The organism is Sorangium sp. So ce590 (genome assembly GCF_051521365.1).
Classification (GTDB): domain Bacteria; phylum Myxococcota_A; class Polyangia; order Polyangiales; family Polyangiaceae; genus Sorangium.
In genome coordinates this window covers 38,921-59,189 of sequence record NZ_CP150346.1, presented here as the reverse complement: position 1 = coordinate 59,189, position 20,269 = coordinate 38,921, and the positions used below count along the sequence as shown (strand labels likewise).

Below are 20,269 nucleotides of genomic sequence, written 5' to 3'. Positions count from 1 at the left end.
CATGCGCGCGCTCTGCTGGAATGGCGTGAACGATCTCCGCGTCGAGACGGTGCCGGATCCGGGGATCCTCGCCCCGCACGACGCCATCGTTCGCGTCCAGATGTCGTCCGTATGCGGCTCGGATCTGCACCTGATCGACGGGTTTGTGCCCACGATGAAGAAGGGAGACATCCTGGGGCACGAGTTCGTCGGCGAGGTCGTCGACGTCGGCCCTGACGTGAGCAAGCTGAAAAAGGGCGACCGCGTCGTCGTCTGCTCGATCGTCGGCTGCGGGCATTGCTTCTATTGCGAGCACGAGCTCTGGTCGCTCTGCGACAACTCGAACCCGAGCCACGCCGTGCTCGACAAGGCATTTGGCGACACGACCGCCGCCATCTTCGGTTACAGCCATGCTTTTGGCGGCATTGCCGGCAGCCACGCCGAGTATGTCCGCGTCCCGTTCGCCGATCACGGCGCCTTCAAGGTCCCGGAGGCGATCCCCGACGACCGCGCTGTGTTCGCGGCCGACGCCTTGCCGACGGGCTACATGGCCGCGGACATGTGCGGGATCCGCCCCGGCGACGTGATCGCGATCTGGGGGGCCGGCGGCGTGGGACAGATGGCGATCCTCAGCGCCTACCTGCTCGGAGCGGAGCGGGTCATCGCGATCGACCGGCTCCCCGAGCGCCTCCGGGTGGCCAGGGAGCGCGGCCGCGCCGAGGTGCTCAATTACGAGGAGGTGGACGTCCGCGAGGCGCTCCGCGACATGACGGGCGGCCGCGGCCCCGACGCGTGCATCGACGCGGTCGGGATGGAGGCCCACGGGCGCGGCGTCGAGTACGCCTACGACCGCGCCAAGCAGGCGATGCGGCTCGAGACGGATCGCCCGTTCGTGCTGCGCGAGGCGATCATGGCGTGCCGCAAGGGAGGCACGGTATCGATCGTCGGCGTCTATGGCGGGCTCATCGACAAGTTCCCGATCGGCGCGGCCATGAACAAGGGCCTGGTCTTCCGGATGGGGCAGCAGCACGGCCAGCGCTACATCCCGCGCCTGCTCGAGCACCTCGAGCGCGGCGAGATCGATCCGTCGTTCCTCGTGACACACCCGATGAGCCTCGAGGAGGGCCCGCGCGGATACCAGCTCTTCAAGAAGAAGCAGGATGGCTGTATGCGCGTCGTCTTCACGCCGGCGGCGAGCGCCTGAGCCAGCGCTGCGAGCCACGACGAGCGCACGAGCAAGGCTGCGCAGATCGATCTGCGCGCCGCGACCGCGACCTCTGCTCGCCGCCGGTCGAGCGCTTCGTCGCGTCGTCGCAGGCGCGCGCCGGGACGGATCTGGCCGCGCCGCGACGTGAGAGCGCGCGGCGCTGAGCTTGTCTTTCCGCCCCGGGACGCTACCCCTTGACGAGGCACGGGCGCGCGCAGGCAGACGGCGAGGTCGAGATGAGCTCACGGCGAGACAAGATCCTTGGTTCGGTGGCAGGGAGCGGCGCGGTCGCCGTCCGCGGGGCGGCAGAGGCGCTGTTCTCGGCGGCGGGCAAGGGGCTGCTCGACGAGGGCGCGCGGGAGGGCCTGCGGCGCGCGATGGTCGAGAACACCACGGCGATCGTGGACGTGTTCGCGCCCGGGCTCTCGCTGGGGGCGCAGGCAACGGCGAAGATCATCGTGGATCAGGGCGGAAAGCAGGCAGGCGCCCTCGTCGCGCAGGAGGCGGCGCGGCAGGTGGGCCAGGCGGCGCTCACCGACGGCGCGTCGGCTGCGGTCGCCAGGGCGCTGACCCGCGAGGTGATGAAGACCGCGGGCCGGGAGGTCCTGAAAGGCGCGGGCAAGGCGGCCGGGATCGGGTTCGTCATCGACGGCGCCTTCGGCGCGTACGAGGGGGTCACGGCCTATCAGCGCGGCAAGATGACGAAGAACGAAGCGATCGCGCACGCGGCCCAGGAGGCCTCGACGGGCGCGGTGGCCATCGGCGCCGGCGTGCTGCTCGCGGCGGGTCTCGTCGCGGTCACCGGCGGCGCTGCGGCGCCGCTCGTCTTCGCGGTGGGCGCGGGCGGCGCGATCGGAGCGAAGCAGCTCCTGCGACGGTTCGTGGGCCGAGTGTCCTCGAAGATCCTGATCCGTCCCGTTCCCGACGGAAGCCAGGTGGGGTGACGCCGCGCGGCGGCGCGCGTCCTGACGAGCGCTGTCGCGAACTCGAACCGTCAACGCGCGCGGGCCGGCGCTCGTCCTGTGCATCACCCCGGCGGCGGCCTCATGGCGCGCCCGCTCGACGGCTTTCGCGCGGTGGTCGCTCGACGTAGATCATGGTCATGAAGCGACGCGTCCCGAGGCGATCCTTCTTGCGCATCGGCGGGGCTGCCGCCGCGGCCCTGGCCCTGCCGTTCTCCCTGATCTTCGCGCGGAGGACGGCCAAGAAGGCGGCCGGCCGGTTCGGGCCCCTCGTGCCCGATCCAGCGGGCATCCTCGACCTCCCCGCGGGCTTCACCTACCGGATCCTCGAGCGCGCCGGCGGCGACATGGAGGACGGCTACCAGGTGCCCGGCCGTCCGGATGGAATGGGGTGCTTTTCCGGTCCGGATAACACGTTGATTCTGCTCAGGAATCACGAGAACGAGCCGGCGGACAAGAAGATCGGACCGTACCGAGCCGGCCAGGATGCGCCGGCGGAGGCGTACGACGCGGCGAGCATGGGCGGCGTCACGAGGCTCGTGCTCGACGCCGCGACGTTCGAGCGCCGCTCGAGCAACCTCGTGCTCGTCGGCACCAACCGGAACTGCGCGGGCGGCGTGAGCCCCTGGGGCTGGCTCACCTGCGAGGAGAACCTCGACGCTCGCCACGGCTATGTCTTCGTGTGCGCGGCGAACGCGTCCAGGGTGGCGCCGCCGCAGCGCCTGAGCGGCTATGGCCGCTTCGTCCACGAAGCGGCGGTCGTCGACCCCGCGACGAACATCGCTTACCTGACCGAGGATCGGGCGGACGGCTGCTTCTACCGCTTCAAGCCGACGGACCCCGCCGCTCCGTTCGAGGGTCGGCTCCAGGCGCTCGCCGTCGTCGGGGCCCGCAAGGTCGATACGTCGGGCTGGGCGCTGGGGGAGCCCCGCGAGATCGCGTGGGTGGATGTCGACGATCCCGATCCGCAGGACGACACGGTCCGGAAGGACGCCCAGGCCAAGGGGGCCGCCGTCTTCCGGCGCGGGGAGGGCATCTGCCTCTCGCAAGGTGTCGTGTACCTCTGCGCGACGAGCGGCGGCCCGGCCGGCGCTGGGCAGATCTTCCAGCTGGTCCCTGCGGAGGACGGCGGCACGCTCCAGGTCATCGCCCACGCGACCGACACGGAGGATCTGGACGCGCCCGACAACATCACGCTTGCTCCCTGGGGAGAGCTCTTCCTGGCGGAGGACGGCAGCCGGGGGAACTATCTTCGAGGCGTGACGGAGGACGGGCAGATCTTCGACTTCGCGCGCAACGCGCTGAGCCTGAGCGAGCTCGCCGGCGTGTGCTTTTCGCCCGACGGCAAGGCGCTCTTCGTGAACCTGCAGGAAGACGGGCTCACGCTGGCCGTCACGGGCCCGTTCCCCGAGGTCGCCGCGGGCGCCAGCGGCTCGATCCCGACAGGGACGGCGAGACCGGGCGCCGGGTAGAGCGGCGACCACGGCCGGTGCGCCGGGAGATGAAGGAGCTCTCCGGGCGCTCCGGCGCTCCGGCGCTCGAGCCGATCCGGGGCGCTCACGCGCCGCGCGTCGCTCAGAACGGCGGCGGCGCCGTGTCGCCGGCCGGCAGCGGTCCTGGCTCCGGCGCGTGCTCCGGCTCGATCGGCGCCGTCCCCGGCTCTGGCGGCCGCGGCCCCTCGCCTGGCGCCGGCACGACGCCCTGCAGCTCCTCCGGCGCTCCGCCGCCGGCGCCCTCCGCGCCCGCGTCCGCCTCGGGGACCGGCGCCTCGTCGGCCGGCTCCGTCCCGGCGACGAACACCTCCTCGATGGCGTCTTCCTGCCCCTCGCGCGCGAGGAGGCCCGTCAGCGGATCGATCTTCACGCGCACGACGCCGTTCGGCACCGGGAAGTCGGCCACCGGGCGCTTCCCGTGCGCCTGCTTCATGAAATCCACGAACGCCGGCAGCGCCGACGTCGCGCCTGCCTCGCCCTTGCCGAGCGGCGCCGCGTCGTCGTAGCCGGTCCACACCGCGCACGCGATGTCGGTCGAGTAACCGACGAACCAGGTGTCCTTCGACTGGTTCGTCGTCCCCGTCTTGCCGGCGATCGGCCGCCCGAGCGCGCGCGCCTGCTTGCCGGTCCCGCTCTGCACGACCGACGTCAGCAGGTTCGTGAGCACGTAGGCCTCCGACTCGTCCATCACGCGGTGCGCCGGCGGGCGCGGCGGCAGCGGGATCTCCGCCCCGCCCGGCCCGACGATCTTCGTGATCAGGACCGGCTGCTCGTAGACGCCGCCCGCGGCGATGCTCGCGTACGCGGCCGCCATCTCGCGCGGCGTGACCTCGTAGGCGCCGAGCGCGAGCGACAGGTCCGCGCCGAGCTTCGACTGGATGCCGAGCGCGCCGGCGAAGGCGACCACGTTCGAGGCGCCGACGCGCGACAGCGCCGACACCGCGGCGACGTTCACGCTGTGCGCCACCGCCTCGCGGAGCCGCGCAGGCGACTTCCCCTCGCTCTCGTCGTGGTTCTGCGGCTTGTAATCGACGATGGACAGCGGGTTCGTCTCGAGGATCGTCGACGGCGTCAGCGTGCGCGCGTGGATCCCGTAGCCGTAGACGAACGGCTTGAACGTCGACCCGGGCTGCCGCCGCGCGAACGTCGCGCGGTCGAGCCCGCCGCGCACCGCCTCGTAGCTGCCGACGAGGGCGACGATCTCGCGCGTCCGCACGTCGACGGCGACGAGCGCCCCCTCGGGTCCGAGCTCGAGCCGCAGCGGCACCGGCGCCGCCGGCTTCGCCGGGTTGCCTGCGGGCGCGGCGCGCGCCGCCTCGCCGGCGGCGGCGTCCTCGTCCTCTTCCTGTCCCGGCGCGACCGCCTCGACGACCGGCTCCGGCGCGGGGCCGATCAGGCTGACGCGCACCACCTTGTCGACGTCGGCGAACTTGCTCGCCGCGAGCCCGTTCGGGTTGTACCGCTGCGCGCCGCGGAGCGCGACCGTGCCTTCCAGCGTGCCCACGCGCACCGAGAGCGTCCCTCGGGCGTCGTCGGCGCCGGTCACGATCCCCCGGAAGACCTTGTGGCCGGCCGGTGTCCCATCGAAGGGCGGCGGCTCCTTCTTGGTCCGCGCGAGCGGGCCGAACAGCTTGTGCCGCTTCGCGTAGGCGTCGAGGTTCTTGCGGACGGCCGCGCGCGCCGCCGCCTGCAGCGCCGGATCGATCGTGGTCGTGATCGTGTAGCCGCCCTGCTGCGCGGCGGGCCCGACGACCTCGCGCAGCACGCGCTGCGCCTCGCTGACCACCTCGGGCGCGAGCTCGGCGAGCGACTCGGTCTCGATGGCGAGCACCACCGGCTCCCGCCTCGCTTGCTCGACCTGGATCTCGTCCGCGAAGCCCTTGCGTTGCATCTGGTCGAGCACGAAGTCGCGCCGCCCCACGGCGCGCTCGAGGTTCGCCCGGGGCGAGTACACCGACGGCCCCTTCACGACGGCGACGAGCAGCGCGGCCTCGGCGAGCGTCACGTCGCGCACGCTCTTGCCGAAGTAGTAGCGGCTCGCCTCCTCGACCCCGTAGCGGCCGTGGCCGAAGTAGATCTTGTTGAGGTAGAGCTCCAGGATCTCGTCCTTCGTGAGCTCCTGCTCGATCCTGCGGGCCAGGATGATCTCGCGCGCCTTGCGCTTGTAGGTCCGGTCCGGCGTGAGCAGGACGTTCTTCACGACCTGCTGCGTGATCGTGCTCGCCCCCTGCCGGGTCTGGGTCGAGCGGAGGTTCACCGCGAGGGCGCGGAGCATGCCGAGGTAGTTCAGCCCGGCGTGCTCGTAGAAGCCCGCGTCCTCGGCGGCGAGCGTGGCCAGCTTCACCTGGTTCGGGATCTCGCCGATGCGCACGACGGTGCGCCGCTCGGTGAAGAGCTCGCCGAGGCGCGTCCCGTCGCGCGCGAGGATGCGCGTCACCTGCGGGGGCCGGTAGTCCTTGAGCTCGCGGGTCGAGGGGAGATCCGCCTCGTAATGTCGGACCACGAGCACGACGGCGGCGGCGGCGAGGACGAGCAGCGCCGCGAGCGCGATCCCGATGCGCTTCGCCCAGGTGGCGATCCTGGCGCTCCGCTCCTGTGCGGCCGCGTCGTCCGGCGGGGGAGGCGGGCGCGACGGGCGCGACGGGACATCGATGTGCGGCGCGCTCACCGGCCGCGCCGCCGCGCTGCTCCGCTGCGGCGGCTCGCTCCCTCGCCCCGGCGGTCCGGACCTCCGCGCCGGCGGCTCCGACGCCCGCCCCGGCGGCTCCGACGCCCGCCGCGGCGGCTCCGACGCCTGCCGCGGCGAATCGGCCCTCCTGGCCGGATCGTTCTCGTTTCCTCCTGGGTTCCCTGATTGCTCCGAGGCCATGACGACGTCCCCGTGAACGCTGGCGCAGGCGATGCGCATCCAGCGCGCCCGGCGCGCCGGAGCGGCGACGCTAGCACGCCCGTGGAGGCTCGCCTCGATCCAGGGCGCAGCCGCGGAGGCTCAGCCGTGGAACAGCCGCATCGCCACGATGGTGATCAGGATGCCGGCGATCAGGCACCCCGCTGCGATGCCGACGAGGAGCAGCGGCTTCGCCTCCGCCCTGGCCGGCGCCTTGGCGAGGGGCGCGTGCGCCGGCCTGGCGGCGGGCGCCTGCGGCTGCTGGGCCATCTGCACCGTCTTCGCAGGCGACTTGAACGGCGGCGACCCGGGCGGCCTGCTCGCCTGGAGCGCGGCGGCGTGCTGCTTTGCCGCCTGCTCGAGCGCCGGGTTCGCCTTCTTCGGCATCATCGCCGTGTAGCCCTTGCCCGCGCCCCCTGCGAACGGCTTGAGCGCGTCGGCGAACTCCGCGGCCGACTCGAACCGATCCTCGGGGCGCTTCTCGAGCGCCTTGCCGAGCACCACCCCGAGCCCCGGCGGGAAGTGCTTCCCGGCCACGCGCTCGTCGAGCGGGATCGGATTCCTGGTCACGTGGTGCTGGATGTACTCCATGGGCGTCCGCGCCTCGAACGGCAGCTTGCCCGTGAGCACCTCGTACAGGATGGTCGCGAGCGAGTAGATGTCGCTGCGCGCGTCGAGCACCTTGCCCTGCGCCTGCTCGGGCGACATGAACTCCGGCGTCCCGAAGACCATGCCCTCCTGCGTGAGCATCACCGACCCCGGCCGGAGCTCGCGCTCCGTCACCTTCGCGAGGCCGAAGTCGAGCACCTTCGGGTAATCCTTCAGCCCGCCGTTGGTCGACAGGAAGATGTTCTCGGGCTTGAGATCGCGGTGCACGATCCCCTGGATGTGCGCCTCCTGCAGGGCGCCGCAGACCTGGATGAGGATCGGGATCGCGCGCTCGACGGGCAGCGGCCCTTCCTTGCGGACCACCTGGTTCAGGTTCTTGCCCTCCAGGTACTCCATCACGATGTACAGCGAGCCGTCCTCGAGCTCGCCGTAGAGCAGCACCTTGACCGTGTTCGGGTGCGTGAGGTGGCTCATCGCCCGCGCCTCGCGGCGGAAGCGAGAGACAAGATCTTTTCGGTTCGCGAGCTTCGGGTGGAGGATCTTCACCGCCACCATCCGGTTCATCGCCGGCTGCGTGGCCTTGTAGACCGACCCCATGCCACCGGAGCCGATCTTCTGAAGAATCTGGAACTGCCCCCCGAGCAGATCTCGACCGATATTCGGGTCCGGACCGGCGGCCATGCGTGGAGCGGGAAAATACCACGCAACCCACCCGTATCGTCTATGACCGAAGCAGCCGACGCATCCGATCGTTCGTGGCGCCCCAAATGACCGTAAAAATCGACATCCCCGGGGCGGCCGAGGCGCTCGAGAGCCCGCTCCTCGCCTCCGCCGGCTTCTCGCACGCCTTCTTCACCCGGCGCGGCGGCGCCAGCGCCCCCCCCTGGGACACCCTGAGCTTCGCCGTGGCGCTCGGGGACGACCCCGCCGCCGTCCGCCAGAACCTGGAGCGCGCCGCGCGGCGCCTCGGCATCCCGGCGGCGCGGCTCTATTACCTCAGCCAGGTCCACGGCGTGGCGGCGCGGGTGCTCACCGGAGACGAGGATCGTGACGACGTCGTCCGTGAGGTTGGCGACATTACCCTCGCACGCGTGCCCGGCGTCGGCTGCGGCGTTCGCAGCGCCGACTGTGCCCCCATCCTCCTCGCCGATCGCCGGAGCGGCGCCGTCGCCGCGGTCCACAGCGGCTGGCGCGGCACCGTCCTCCGGGTCGTGGTCGAGGCGGCCCGCGCGCTCAGGGCGCTCGCCGGCCCCGGCGCGGATCTCGTCGCGGCGATCGGCCCGCACATCGAGGCCTGCTGCTTCGAGATCGGCGACGACGTCGCCGCCGATCTCGCCGCCTGCTCCAGCGCCGGCGACGCCGCCATCGTCCGCGGCGCCCCCGGCGCGCGCCCGCATGCGGACGTCCGGCGCATCCTCAAGGCCCAGCTCGCCGAGTCCGGCCTCGACGCAACCTCGGTCGATGACGTCCCGGGGTGCACCGCGTGTGACCCCGCCCGCTTCTTCTCGTACCGGCGCGACGGACAGCGAAGCGGCCGGCTGCTTTCCGTCGTCGTCGCCGGCCGTACCGTCATCGGCTAGAACGCTCCCCATGGTCTCGCTCGCGCGCGACTCGTCGCCGATCGTCCTCGCCATGGTGGGCCTGCCCGCGCGGGGAAAGACATCCATCGCCCGCAAAATCGCGCGCTACCTCTCGTGGCTCGGCCACCCCACGCGGCTCTTCAACGTGGGCAACTACCGCCGGGCGCACCTCGGCACCGCGCAGCCGCACCAGTTCTTCGACCCGGACAACTCCGAGGGCCGCCAGGCGCTGCTCGGCATGGCGATGACGGCGCTCGACGATCTCATCGGCTGGCTCAGCTCCGGCGGCGAGGTGGCGATCTACGACGCCACGAACAGCACCCGCGCCCGCCGGAACCTCGTGATGGAGCGCTGCCAGGCGCACGGCTTCCCGGTCGTCTTCATCGAGTCGATCTGCAACGACGAGTCGATCATCGAGACCAACGTCCGCGAGACGAAGCTCCGCTCGCCCGACTACCAGGGCGTCGATCCGGAGGCGGCGCTGCGCGACTTCCGCGCGCGCATCGCGCACTACGCCCGCGCGTACGAGCCGCTCGGCGAACCCGAGAAGAGCTACATCAAGATCATCGACGTCGGCCGCCAGGTCGTGCTGAACCGCATCCACGGCTACCTGCCGGCGCGCCTCGTCCCGCTCTTGATGAACATGCACCTCACGCCGCACCCGATCTGGCTGACCCGCCACGGCGAGAGCGTGTTCAACGAGAAGGGCCTGCTCGGCGGCGACTCGGATCTCAGCGCGCGCGGCGACGAGTACGCGAAGAACCTCGCCGGCTTCATCCGCGAGCGCTCCGACGACGAGCACGTCAACGTCTGGACGAGCACCCTGCGCCGCACGATCCAGACCGCGCGCCCGATAACGCAGAACCACGTCGCGTGGCGCGCCCTCGACGAGATCGACGCGGGCGTCTGCGAGGGCATGACCTACGAGGAGATCCGCCAGCAAATGCCCGAGGTCTTCAACGCGCGCGCGGCCGACAAGTTCCGCTACCGCTACCCTCGCGGCGAGTCGTACGAGGACGTCATCCAGCGCCTCGACCCGCTGATCATCCAGCTCGAGCGCCAGCGCTCGCCCGTGCTCGTGATCGGCCACCAGGCGGTGCTGCGCGCGCTCTACGCCTACCTCGTCGATCGCCCCGCGCCCTCGTGTCCGACGCTGCCGATCCCGCTGCACACCGTCATCGAGCTGACCCCCACCGCGTACGCGTGCGAGGAGCGCCGCTTCCAGCTCGCCCCGGCGGTCCAGGGCGGCGACTCGAGCACCGCGCACCCCTGAGGCTTCCATCGCGGCGACGCGCGCGGCCGCGGCGACGCGCGGCCGCGCCGGGTCAGCGCTCGCGGCTGATGAGCTTGCGGAGCAGCTCCAGCGGGTGGAACGGCAGCATCGCGGCCATCTCGCTGTCGGTCCCGGCCCGCTCGAGCACCGCCCGCATCGCGGGCCCCACGATCCCCATCGGATCGATCCGCTCCGCGATCGCGCGGAGGGCGCTGAGCGCCGCGCGCCCCGCGTCGATCCCGAGCGGGATGGCGAGCGCCGCCGGCACCGGCGCGAGGATCACGTCGCGCACCGCGACCGCCCGGGCCCAGGCGCCCGGGCTCGGATCGACCTCGAGCTTCCGGATGGTCTCCGCCTCGGCGAAGCAGCCGAGCGACAGCTCCCCTGCCCGCTCCTCGATGGCGCGCGACAGGTGCCGGTAGTCGCGGCGCCAGTCGCCGGCGAGCAGCCCCATGTCCTCGCGCACCTCGTCCGGCCCGAGGATCAGGCTGATCCCGCGCGCGTCGCGGCGCAGCGCCACGCTCGTCCAGAGCTCCCCGCCCTCGAACAGGCCGATCACCGTCGTCTTGCCGACCCCGGCGAGCGACTCCAGCGTGCCCCGCACGACGCCCGGCGACGGGATCGGCACGCCGCGCAGCCGAGCCGGCCAGAGATCGATCGTCCCGACGAGGAGCTCCTCGCGCGCGAGCTGCAGCAGGAGGAGCGTCTGGGCGATGAGGTCGTCGCCGCGCCGCACCCGCGCCCCGAACCGCTCCACGATCGCCTCGAGGGCGCCCGCCTCGATCACGGCGGCCCAGCTCGCGTGGTGGGACGCGGCGAGCTCCTCCGCGGAGAGCGTGGCCGCGCGCTGCGCGTCGTCGATCCGGAGCCGGCCGGCGTCGGTGTGCACGAGCTTCCTGAGCTTGCCGCCCGCGCGGACCGCGACGACGCCGCCGCGCGGCCGGTCGGCCTCGCGCTCGTCGATGCCCGTGCGTCTGGGCCGGAACAACGACAGCACGCGGATCCAGTCGGTCGCGGTGAACCCCTCGAAGCGGACGTCGGGCGACAGCACGGGGCGAGCCTACTCCCGGGACGCGCGCCGGTCAGCCCGGCGCGCGGCGACGCGGCCGGCTACGCCCCCCACCAGAGCATCTCGTGCGCCTGGGTCTCGCCGCGGACGGGCACGATCACCCGGATCTTCTGGCCCTCGACCTGGACCACGTGGGCGGGGAAGCTGTCGGCCGGGTAGTACACGGATTTCGCGAAGCCGTTCGCGTCGAGCCAGAACAGGTGCACCCCCTCCGCGGTCGCCCCGTGCATGAGGAGCATCCGCCCGCCGCCGAGCAGCGCGAACTCCATGCTCTTGAAGGCCATCTCCTCGAAGCGCTCCGGAGACGGGAAGTCCTCCCCCACCGACCTGAGCTCCGGCAGGTGCGCGCGGAGGTGCTTGTAGAGCGTGTCGTAGCGCACCTTCGCGAGCCTCGGGATCCGCCGGTCGCCCGCCGCGATGACCGGCAACCGCTCCGCGTCGAACGTCGGCACCTCCACGTGGGTGCGGTAGCGATCCACGAGCCTGCCGCGGCCGATCTCCTCGTCGCTGAGCGCCTTGAGCCACCACTGGAAGAGCGCGAGATCGCCGGTCCCTGCGCTCGACTCGAGCCGGACCAGCGACTCCCACAGCGGCCTCCGGACCTGCCATTTCCCCCCGTGATTCTTGACGACGCACGCGCCGACATAGAGCGCCCCGTGCGTCACGAGCGTGAGCAGCATGGACGGCTCGCCGGCCCCGCTCGCCGTCGACGTGCCGCGCGTCCCGCCGCCCGCTCCTCCTGCCGGCGAGAGCCAGGCGTCGCGCCGCTCGCGCGTCAGCGCCGCGCCCAGCCGGTGGACCGACGCATCGGAGAAATCGAGCCCGAGGTCGGGCACGTCGAACGCCCCGGGCGCGAGCCGGGCGAACACCTCCGCCGCGTGCTCGATCTGGGCCAAGATCGACGGGTTTCCAGCCGGATTTGCGTCGGTGGAGCGCACGGCCGCGAGGTCGGCGAGCGCGTCGGGCGGGTAGTGCGGCGCGAAGAAGCGCTCGAAGAGCTGGGCGGCCGTGATCGGTTCGGCGGGCATGGCAGGAGGCCGGGAAAGGGGGGCTGGAACGGGGGTCGAGCGGGCGCGTCCGGCGCCGTTCAGAACATCTTCTTGCGCTTCGACGAGCTCAGGATGCCGAGCATCTCGCGGTACTTCGCCACGGTGCGGCGGGCGATCTTGATGCCGTCCGTCTCCTCGAGGATCTTGACGATCGCCTGGTCGCTGTAGGGATTCGACTTGTCCTCGGCCGCGATGATCTTCTTGATCGCCTGCTTGACGCTCTCCGAAGCGATGTCCTCGTCAGCCACCCTGTGGATCGACGAGTTGAAGAAGTACTTGAGCTCGAAGAGCCCCTGGGGCGTGTGCACGTACTTGTTCGACGTCACGCGGGAGATGGTCGACTCGTGCATGCCCACCGACTCGGCGACGTCCCGCAGGATCATGGGCTTCAGGTAGCCCACGCCGCGCTCCAGGAACTCGCGCTGCTTCTCGACGATGCACTCGGTCACCTTGATGATCGTGCGCCGCCGCTGCTCGATGGCCCGGATCAGCCACTGCGCGCTCCGGAGCTTCTCGCTGATGAACTCCTTCGCCTTCGGGTCCTTGAGCATCCGCTGGGCGAGGTTCTCGTTGATGTAGAGCCGCTGGAGCCCCTTGTCGTTGTCGGTGACGACGAACTGAGAGCCGTCCTTGATGACGTACACGTCCGGGGTGATGGCGATCGTCTTCTCGTCGACCTCGGCGAAGTTGCGCGCCGGCACGCTCTCCAGCTTCTGGATCTCCTGGACCGCGTCGTAGACCTCCTCCAGCGGGATCTTCAGCGCCTTGGAGATCGCGGGGAAGTTGCGCCGCTCCACGTTGTGGAGGTGGTCCTTGATGATGGCCATCTCGATCTCGTCGAAGCCGAGCACCTCGGCCTGCACCCGCAGGCACTCCGACAGATCGCGCGCCGCGACCCCGACCGGATCGAAGCGCTGGATCATCGCCAGCACCTCCTCGGCGTCCTCGGGGTGCAGCTCCGCCTCCCGCGCCAGGTCGGCGAGGCTCATGTCGGGGCCCTTCGTGCCGTCGGGACGTTCTCCCCCCTTGAGGTCGAGGTATCCCTTCTCGTCGATGTTGCCGATGACGAGCAGGGCGAACTGCCGCTCGTTCTCGACGAAATCGCTCATCTGGAGCTGCCAGAGCAGGTGGTCGCGCAGGTTCGACGGCTTCGTCAGGTTCTGGTCGATCGGCGGCAGCTCCTCGAAGCCGCCCCGGTGCGCGGGCATGGCCTGCTGCAGCTGGCGGTTTTCCAGGAACTGCTCCCAGTCGACCTCCTTGACCCGCTTTTCCGTCTCGCGCGCCGCGATGTCGGTGTCGCGGTCGAACCGTTCGCCGTTCTCGAGCCGCTGCTCTGTCGGCAGGTCGGCGTTCCTCCCCCTCTGATCCCCCTTCTCCCCGTCCCGCGCCTTCGGGTCGGTCATGTCGTCGGCGAGGACCGGGTTGCCGTCCAGCTCCTTCCTGATCTCGTCGACCAGCTCGAGCCGCGAGAGCTGGAGCAGCCGGATGGCCTGCACCAGCTGCGGGGTCATCACAAGCTGCTGGGACAGCTTGAACTGGAGCTTCATCTCCATGCCCATGAGGAGCTCCTTCTCTCAGTTCGCCGCCTGCGCCACCCGCCGAACGGGGGCCGGGGCATTGCGCGAGGTTCGTGCCATCGAGTGTTTCATTGGTGGCCTCACCCCCAACGTAGCATCGAACTGGGCAGCGGCCCGGGTCTTGCTTTCACGTCTGCACCAAAAAATAGCGCAGGGCCTGCCTCCTGTACCGCTGAACACGGTATCAGGCTCCACCATGGTGGAATTATCCGCCCTGCCCGGAGCGCGATCTCGGCCTGTTAGAATTGGCCCCCGCCAATGGATCGTTGCACCATCGGCTCCCGATCGGGAGGCTTGAAATCCCGAAAAATTGGGTGACGGCGCGATGGGATGGGCCCGCCGGTCGCGTCGGAGAGCGCGACCGTGCTCGACGACGGGGACGGGCTCCTCCGAGATCGCGCGGCGGATCGGGTCCACGCGCGAGGCGGTCCCCCTGCTGCTGGGCAAGCTGAAGCGCGCCGGCCTGATCTCGTTCGACCGGCGGCGGATCGTCATCCGGGATGGCGCGCACCTCGCGGCGCGCGCCGCGGCGACCTGAGCGTGCGCCCCGAGGGGCCGCTGCGCGTCCTGCGCTGGAGCCGGACGACGGCGGCGCCGCTCGCCCCGACGACGTCGCCGCCGCGCGGCTCGGCCGGGCGATCTACCGCGCCGGGGGCGGCCCGGCCGGGTGCGCACGCGCCTCGCTCGCCCGGTCCGCTCCGCTCTGGATTGTCGAGCCCGCCGCGGACCAGCCGGAGGCGAGGAAAGACCCCGGACCTCGTGGATGGCCGGGGGCTGAGGTCGACGAAGATCGTGCTGAGCAGCCGGCCGAAGGCGTACGGCTTGAGGAGGACCTCGCTCACGTCGTCCGCTCCGTCGCACGAGATCGGCTCGTCGGCGCAGAAGACGACCCGCCGCGGCATCGTGCCCTCGCGCCGCAGGCGGCCCAGGATCTCCCGGGCGCCCTGGGTCCCGGGAGCGAGATCGATCAGCGCGACGTCGTAGACGCGCTCGAGGGAGAGGGAGATCGCTTCCTCCAGCGTCGCGGCCGGGCTGACGAGGGCGCCGCGGTTGCCGAGGAGGAGCCCCGTGGCCCTCCGGAGGACATGGTCCTGATCCAAGAGGAGAACGTTCGGTTGGTACGTCATCGGGGTTCCCTGCGGCTTGCAGTCGAATTGCGCCGCATCGACGGGGACGGCGACGCGCGCGCGCCCCACCGTTCAGCGGCAGCATCCGCGTCCGCGGACGGTCCTCCCTCTTCGCAACGCACGTGCCGACAGCGTGGCGCCGCCGTCGCCCGCCCCTCGTCGGCCCCGGTTCTCGGCGTCAACGCGGCCCTTTCGAGCGACGCCGCCGGTGAGGCCGCCCCGCCGCTCCCGGGGCCGGCGCTGTGCCCATTTCGCGCTCCCTCCGCAAGGCCTCTCCGCCCCGGCGAAGAGCGCCCCCCCATGCTGTCGGCTTGCCCACCGCGTCCCCGACCGCCGGTGCGCGGTTCGTGCGCACGGGCCAGCCCAGGTTTGCGACCCCTCCAGGACGGTGCTGTCCGCCGATCCGCCCGTTGCTCCAGGCTCGGCTTCCAGGGCCGGGGCCTCCCGTCCGGGCTGCTCCTGCCCCTCCGCCCTGATGCGATCGACGCAGCGCAGCAAACTCATTTTCCCGCTTGATGAGGCTGGCGTGGGGTGCCACAAGCGTGCGCGCGCACGAGTGGCGGAATTGGTATACGCACCGGGTTTAGGTTCCGGCGCCGCGAGGCTTGGGGGTTCGAGTCCCCCCTCGTGCACCACGGCTTAAATCCTGGAGGGGTCGACCTCCCTGCGGCGCGACGCGCCCCGTCGTTTCCCGGGGCGGCTCGCCGGGGCGGCTCGGGCCGAGCGGGGTCGCCGGTGCGCGGGCGTGGTCGGCCGGGTGCGTGGACGCCGCCCGCTGGGCGTGCGGGAGCGAGCATGCGCCGGAGCGCGTGTCCGACGGCGGAGGAGGCGGAGGCCGGGCGGCGGAGCCTCGGGCGGATCGCCTCGGCGGCGTCGTCGACGGAGCGCGCGGTCCAGGAATTGCGCGACGCCCGCGGCGCGACTACGTTCGCGTTCCTCGGCCGGACCCTTTCCTCCCACCTGACCGCCGCGGAGCCAAGGCACGTAAGATGTTCACTTGGGCGATGAAGAAGATTTTCGGCACCTCGCACGAGCGTGCCATCCGCCGCTTGCGACCCCGCGCCGAGGCGATCGGCAGGATGGAGCCGGAGCTGCAGAAGCTCTCGGATGCCGAGCTTCGGGCGAAGACGGCGGAGTTCAAGGAGAAGCTCTCCAACGGGGCGACCCTGGACGACATCCTGGTCCCGGCGTTCGCGGTCTGCCGCGAGGCGTCGAAGCGCGCGCTCAAGATGCGCCATTACGACGTGCAGCTCATCGGCGGGATGGTGCTCCACAACGGCAGCATCGCCGAGATGCGCACCGGCGAGGGCAAGACGCTGGTCGCGACGCTCCCCTGCTATCTGAACGCCCTCGAGGGCAAGGGCGTCCACGTCGTCACGGTGAACGATTACCTGGCGCGGCGCGACGCCGAGTGGATGGGCAAGCTCTATGGCTTCCTCGGCCTGTCGACGGGCGTGGTCGTCAATCAGCAGGGCGACGCGGAGAAGCGCGACGCGTACCGCTGTGACATCACGTACGGCCAGAACAACGAGTTCGGCTTCGATTACCTGCGCGACAACATGAAGTTCTCGGCGCTCGAGTACGCGCAGCGCCCGCTGCACTACGCGATCGTCGACGAGGTCGACTCCATTCTCATCGACGAGGCGCGGACTCCGCTCATCATCAGCGGCCAGGGGGAGCGCTCGAGCGACAAGTACCGCTCGATCAACGAGGTCATCCCCCAGCTCCGGAACGAGGAGCACTACGCCGTCGACGAGAAGGGCCACTCGGTGACGCTGACCGACGAGGGCGTGGAGACGGCGGAGCGGCTGCTCACGGCGCTCACGGTGCTCAAGGGCACGAACCTCTATGACCCGGTGAACCTCGAGACGCTGCACATCCTGAACCAGTGCCTGCGCGCGCACACGCTCTACAAGCGCGACGTCAACTACATGGTACGCGACGGCAAGGTGCTCATCATCGATGAGTTCACCGGCCGCGTCCTCGCGGGTCGCCGGTGGTCGGACGGCCTGCACCAGGCCGTCGAGGCGAAGGAGAACGTCCGGATCCAGGAGGAGAGCCGGACGATGGCGACGATCACCTTCCAGAACCTCTTCCGGCTGTACAAGAAGCTCTCCGGGATGACCGGCACCGCGGACACGGAAGCGGCGGAGTTCCACAGCACGTACAAGCTCGACTGCGTCATCATCCCCACGAACAAGCCGGTGGTCCGCGTCGACTACGAGGATCTCGTCTACAAGACCGAGAAGGAGAAGTTCACGGCGGTCATCAACGAGATCCTCGAGAAGCACGAGCTTGGCCAGCCGATCCTGGTGGGCACGACGAGCGTCGAGAAGAGCACCGCGATCAGCCGGATCCTGACGAAGCGGGGCGTGAAGCACAACGTGCTGAACGCGAAGCACCACGAGAACGAGGCCTACGTGGTCGCGCAGGCGGGCCGCAAAGGGGCCATCACGGTGTCGACCAACATGGCGGGGCGCGGGACGGACATCATCCTGGGCGGCAACGCGGAGATGCTCGCGAAGCTCAAGTTCAAGGAGCAGAACCGCCAGCCCGAGGCGGAGCCCGAGGCGTTCGAGGAGCTGATCGAGGAGATCAGGAAGGAGTGCACCGCGGAGGGCAACGAGATCCGCGAGCTCGGCGGGCTGTACATCCTGGGCACCGAGCGGCACGAGTCGCGCCGCATCGACAACCAGCTGCGCGGCCGCGCCGGCCGCCAGGGCGATCCCGGAACGTCGAAGTTCTACCTGTCCCTCGAGGACGATCTCATGCGCATCTTCGCCGGGGATCGGGTGAAGAACCTGATGGAGCGGATGGGCATGCCCGACGACGAGCCCATCGAGCACCCCTGGGTGACGAAGAGCGTCGAGAACGCGCAGAAGAAGGTCGAGGAGCGCAACTTCGACATCCGCAAAAACCTGCTCGAGTACGACGACGTGATGAGCGCGCAGCGCAAGACGATCTACGACATGCGCCAGTCGCTGCTCGTCGGCCGCTACTATCCCGAGATCCTCGACGAGGAGGGGAAGCCGACCGGCGAGAAGCGGGCCATCAAGCCGCTCGCGTCGATCGTGGAGCTGGTCCGGCCGGACGTCGGCTACCTGCTTGGCATGTTCGCGAACGATCCGGTGATGCCGCTCGACGCGGACGGCAACCGCCGTGAGATCGTGCGAAAGGACTTCGAGGAGACGGAGCGGTTCGTCGAGCTCGAGAACCTGCAGCGCGAGATCTACACGCGCTGGGGCGTGAAGGTCGAGCTCGAGTCGCGCGCCGACAAGGTCCTCGAGATCTACGACGAGAGCGCCGCGCTCGTGCCCCAGGCGCTCACGGAGCAGCGGGAGCGCCTGCTCGATCTGATGGATCGGATCATCGGCGCGATGGTCGAGGAGTCGTGCCCATCGCGCAAGCCGCCCGAGGAGTGGGACTGGGGCGGCATCTTCCAGGGTTTCCGAGAGCATTTCGGCGTCGACCTGCCGGACGAGGTCTCGCACATCGGCGATCAGGAGACGCTGGCGCGCGAGCTCTACGAGCGCGCCGAGAAGGCCTACGAGAAGCGCGAGGAGGAGATCGGGATCGAGCTGTCGCTGCGCATCTTCCGGCATCTCTACCTGGAGGAGCTCGACAAGGCCTGGGTCGATCACCTGACCGACATGGACCACCTCCGCGACGGCATCGGCCTGCGCGGCTATGGGCAGAAGGACCCGAAGCAGGAGTACAAGAAGGAGGGCTACAACATGTTCGTCAACATGGTGGCCCGCGTCTCCTCGAACGTGGTCACGAAGCTCTTCAGCGTGAACGTCCGGCGCGCCGAGCAGGAAGAGGCGCAGATCGAGGCGGTGGATCGCCAGCGCCACGCGGCGGCGCTGCTCGACGCGGTCGCGCAGCACGACGAGTCCCTCCCGATCGGCGCGAACCCCGCGCCGGCGCGGCCGCAGCCCGCCGTCATGCAGGAGCAGGAGTGCCCTTGCGGCAGCGGCAAGCCGTTCAACACGTGCCACGGCGTCGAGGACGAGGCGACGGCCTGAGCCGGCGCCGCTCGCCCGAGAACCGCGACGTGGCAGCAAGGGCCCCCGCCGGGCCCTTGCTCCTGCGTCTGATCCCAGCATGAACACTGCCGGAGGGCCGATTCATCGGCTCGGGAGGCAGGACCATGAAGGTGTTCATCGACTCAGGGGATATCGCGGAAATCAAGGAAGCACAGTCGATGGGGGTCATCGACGGCGTGACCACGAACCCGTCGCTCCTCGCCAAGGGCGGCAGGCCGACGAGGCAGGTGATCGCCGAGATCTGCGAGGTGGTCGACGGCCCGGTCTCGGCCGAGGTGGTGGCGGTCGAGAAGGACGCGATCCTCCGCGAGGGTCGCGAGCTCGCCAGGATTCACCCGAACGTGGTGGTCAAGGTCCCGCTCATCGATGACGGGCTCAAGGCCGTCCGGATCTTCGCCGCCGAGGGCGTCAGGACGAACGTCACCCTCTGCTTCTCGGCCGCCCAGGCGCTGCTCGCGGCCAAGGCCGGGGCCACGTACATCTCGCCGTTCGTGGGGCGGGTCGACGACGCCGCGGGCGACGGGATGGACCTCGTCCTTCAGGTCGTGACCATCTACAGGAACTACGGCTTCCCGACGCAGGTGCTCACCGCGAGCGTGCGGCACCCCGTCCATTTCGTGCAGGCCGCCATGATCGGCTCGCACGCCGCGACGTTGCCGCTCAAGGTCATCAAGCAGCTGACCAGGCACCCGCTGACCGACGTCGGGCTCGCGCAGTTCTTGGCGGATGCGAAGAAGATCCCTGAGCTGGTATAGCGGATCCCGTGGCCGAGAAGGACAAGGGGAGCGCGGGAACGAAGCGACGCGGGAGCCGCCCAGCGGCCCCCGCGGTCGTGTCCATCACGACGCAGGGCGGGCCGTTCCAGGGGGTGTCGGCGGCGGTCGTACGCCGGCGCGCGAGCAAGATGCTCGCCCACCTCGCGCTGCAGGGCGTGGAGCTCTCCGTTGCGCTGGTGAACGATGAGGCCATCCACGAGCTGAACCGCAATTACCGGCGCAAGGACAAGCCGACCGACGTGCTCGCGTTCCCCATGATCGACCAGAACGGAGCCACGTCACGCCGGCGCGGCCGGCGAGGCCCTGTGGATCCGTCGGTGTGGCACGGCCTGCTCGGCGACGTGATCGTCTCGATCGACACGGCCACCCGGCAGGCCGCCGAGCGAGACCGTCCGCTGCTCGACGAGATCACGATGCTGCTCGGGCACGGCCTGCTCCACCTGCTCGGCTACGACCACAAGACCGACGCGGAGGAGCGGGAGATGACGGCCTTGACCCGGGAGCTCGAGGCCGCCGCGGCGTTGCGGGGCAGCAGTTCCACTGGAATCCGGCCCCGCAGCGGCGTCGCGAGGCCGAATAAGACGGGGGCACAATGACTTATCGCTTGCGATACGAAACCTCGCTTGTTAAACGGA

15 protein-coding genes and 1 tRNA gene are annotated in these 20,269 nt (G+C 70.5%); 10 read left to right on the top strand and 6 right to left on the bottom strand.

Annotated features, from left to right (window positions below; all coding sequences use genetic code 11):
* The first annotated feature begins 1 nt into the window (after nucleotide 1).
* The 3 genes from WMF28_RS00215 to WMF28_RS00205 all read left to right on the top strand — a co-directional run bounded on the left by WMF28_RS00215 (nucleotide 2) and on the right by WMF28_RS00205 (nucleotide 3,620).
* Entirely contained in the window at nucleotides 2-1,183 is a 1,182-nt protein-coding gene (locus WMF28_RS00215; RefSeq protein ID WP_437599958.1) for a zinc-dependent alcohol dehydrogenase, read from the top strand.
* Between the two features lie 239 nt (nucleotides 1,184-1,422).
* Complete coding sequence (locus WMF28_RS00210) at nucleotides 1,423-2,130, top strand: hypothetical protein (RefSeq protein ID WP_437599957.1); 708 nt, start codon at nucleotides 1,423-1,425, stop codon at nucleotides 2,128-2,130.
* A gap of 158 nt (nucleotides 2,131-2,288) precedes the next feature.
* On the top strand, nucleotides 2,289-3,620 hold the full coding sequence (locus WMF28_RS00205; protein ID WP_437599956.1) for an alkaline phosphatase PhoX: 1,332 nt from the start codon (nucleotides 2,289-2,291) through the stop codon (nucleotides 3,618-3,620).
* A gap of 103 nt (nucleotides 3,621-3,723) precedes the next feature.
* Here the strand turns inward: WMF28_RS00205 and WMF28_RS00200 are convergent, their stop codons facing one another.
* Both WMF28_RS00200 and WMF28_RS00195 read right to left on the bottom strand, forming a co-directional pair.
* The gene (locus WMF28_RS00200; protein ID WP_437599955.1) at nucleotides 3,724-6,510 is read right to left on the bottom strand and encodes a PBP1A family penicillin-binding protein; all 2,787 of its coding nucleotides are present in this window, start codon (nucleotides 6,508-6,510) and stop codon (nucleotides 3,724-3,726) included.
* 120 nt (nucleotides 6,511-6,630) lie between these two features.
* The gene (locus WMF28_RS00195) at nucleotides 6,631-7,818 is read right to left on the bottom strand and encodes a serine/threonine-protein kinase (protein ID WP_437599954.1); all 1,188 of its coding nucleotides are present in this window, start codon (nucleotides 7,816-7,818) and stop codon (nucleotides 6,631-6,633) included.
* Nucleotides 7,819-7,904: 86 nt separating this feature from the next.
* Here WMF28_RS00195 and pgeF point away from each other — a divergent pair, with 86 nt between their 5' ends.
* Complete coding sequence (gene pgeF / locus WMF28_RS00190) at nucleotides 7,905-8,717, top strand: peptidoglycan editing factor PgeF (RefSeq protein ID WP_437599953.1); 813 nt, start codon at nucleotides 7,905-7,907, stop codon at nucleotides 8,715-8,717.
* 10 nt (nucleotides 8,718-8,727) lie between these two features.
* A complete protein-coding gene (locus WMF28_RS00185) occupies nucleotides 8,728-9,990 on the top strand; it encodes a bifunctional nucleoside/nucleotide kinase/histidine phosphatase family protein (RefSeq protein ID WP_437599952.1) in 1,263 nt (420 codons plus the stop codon).
* A 52-nt stretch (nucleotides 9,991-10,042) separates the two neighbouring features.
* Here the strand turns inward: WMF28_RS00185 and WMF28_RS00180 are convergent, their stop codons facing one another.
* From WMF28_RS00180 to rpoN, 3 genes are read right to left on the bottom strand one after another with little or no spacing between them, the layout of a single operon-like run.
* Nucleotides 10,043-11,041 (bottom strand): hypothetical protein, encoded by a 999-nt coding sequence (locus WMF28_RS00180; RefSeq protein ID WP_437599951.1) that lies wholly within the window; start codon nucleotides 11,039-11,041, stop codon nucleotides 10,043-10,045.
* 59 nt (nucleotides 11,042-11,100) lie between these two features.
* Complete coding sequence (locus WMF28_RS00175; RefSeq protein ID WP_437599950.1) at nucleotides 11,101-12,087, bottom strand: hypothetical protein; 987 nt, start codon at nucleotides 12,085-12,087, stop codon at nucleotides 11,101-11,103.
* Nucleotides 12,088-12,146: 59 nt separating this feature from the next.
* Nucleotides 12,147-13,667: an RNA polymerase factor sigma-54 gene (gene rpoN, locus WMF28_RS00170; protein WP_437599949.1), complete on the bottom strand. Its 1,521-nt coding sequence runs from the start codon at nucleotides 13,665-13,667 to the stop codon at nucleotides 12,147-12,149.
* A 343-nt stretch (nucleotides 13,668-14,010) separates the two neighbouring features.
* Here rpoN and WMF28_RS00165 point away from each other — a divergent pair, with 343 nt between their 5' ends.
* Nucleotides 14,011-14,223: a helix-turn-helix domain-containing protein gene (locus WMF28_RS00165; RefSeq protein ID WP_437599948.1), complete on the top strand. Its 213-nt coding sequence runs from the start codon at nucleotides 14,011-14,013 to the stop codon at nucleotides 14,221-14,223.
* Here WMF28_RS00165 and WMF28_RS00160 read toward each other — a convergent pair.
* Entirely contained in the window at nucleotides 14,177-14,812 is a 636-nt protein-coding gene (locus WMF28_RS00160; RefSeq protein ID WP_437599947.1) for a response regulator, read from the bottom strand. The two genes, WMF28_RS00165 and WMF28_RS00160, sit on opposite strands and share 47 nt — an antisense overlap.
* 550 nt (nucleotides 14,813-15,362) lie before the next feature.
* Between WMF28_RS00160 and WMF28_RS00155 the strand changes: the two genes are divergently transcribed.
* From WMF28_RS00155 to ybeY, 4 genes are all read left to right on the top strand, one after another.
* Nucleotides 15,363-15,447 (top strand) — tRNA-Leu (locus WMF28_RS00155).
* 354 nt (nucleotides 15,448-15,801) lie between these two features.
* Nucleotides 15,802-18,837, top strand: a complete 3,036-nt coding sequence (secA, locus tag WMF28_RS00150; RefSeq protein ID WP_437599946.1) for a preprotein translocase subunit SecA — start codon at nucleotides 15,802-15,804, stop codon at nucleotides 18,835-18,837.
* 125 nt (nucleotides 18,838-18,962) lie between these two features.
* Nucleotides 18,963-19,613, top strand: a complete 651-nt coding sequence (fsa, locus tag WMF28_RS00145) for a fructose-6-phosphate aldolase (protein ID WP_437599945.1) — start codon at nucleotides 18,963-18,965, stop codon at nucleotides 19,611-19,613.
* An 8-nt stretch (nucleotides 19,614-19,621) separates the two neighbouring features.
* Nucleotides 19,622-20,230, top strand: a complete 609-nt coding sequence (gene ybeY, locus WMF28_RS00140; protein WP_437599944.1) for an rRNA maturation RNase YbeY — start codon at nucleotides 19,622-19,624, stop codon at nucleotides 20,228-20,230.
* Nucleotides 20,231-20,269: the final 39 nt, after the last annotated feature.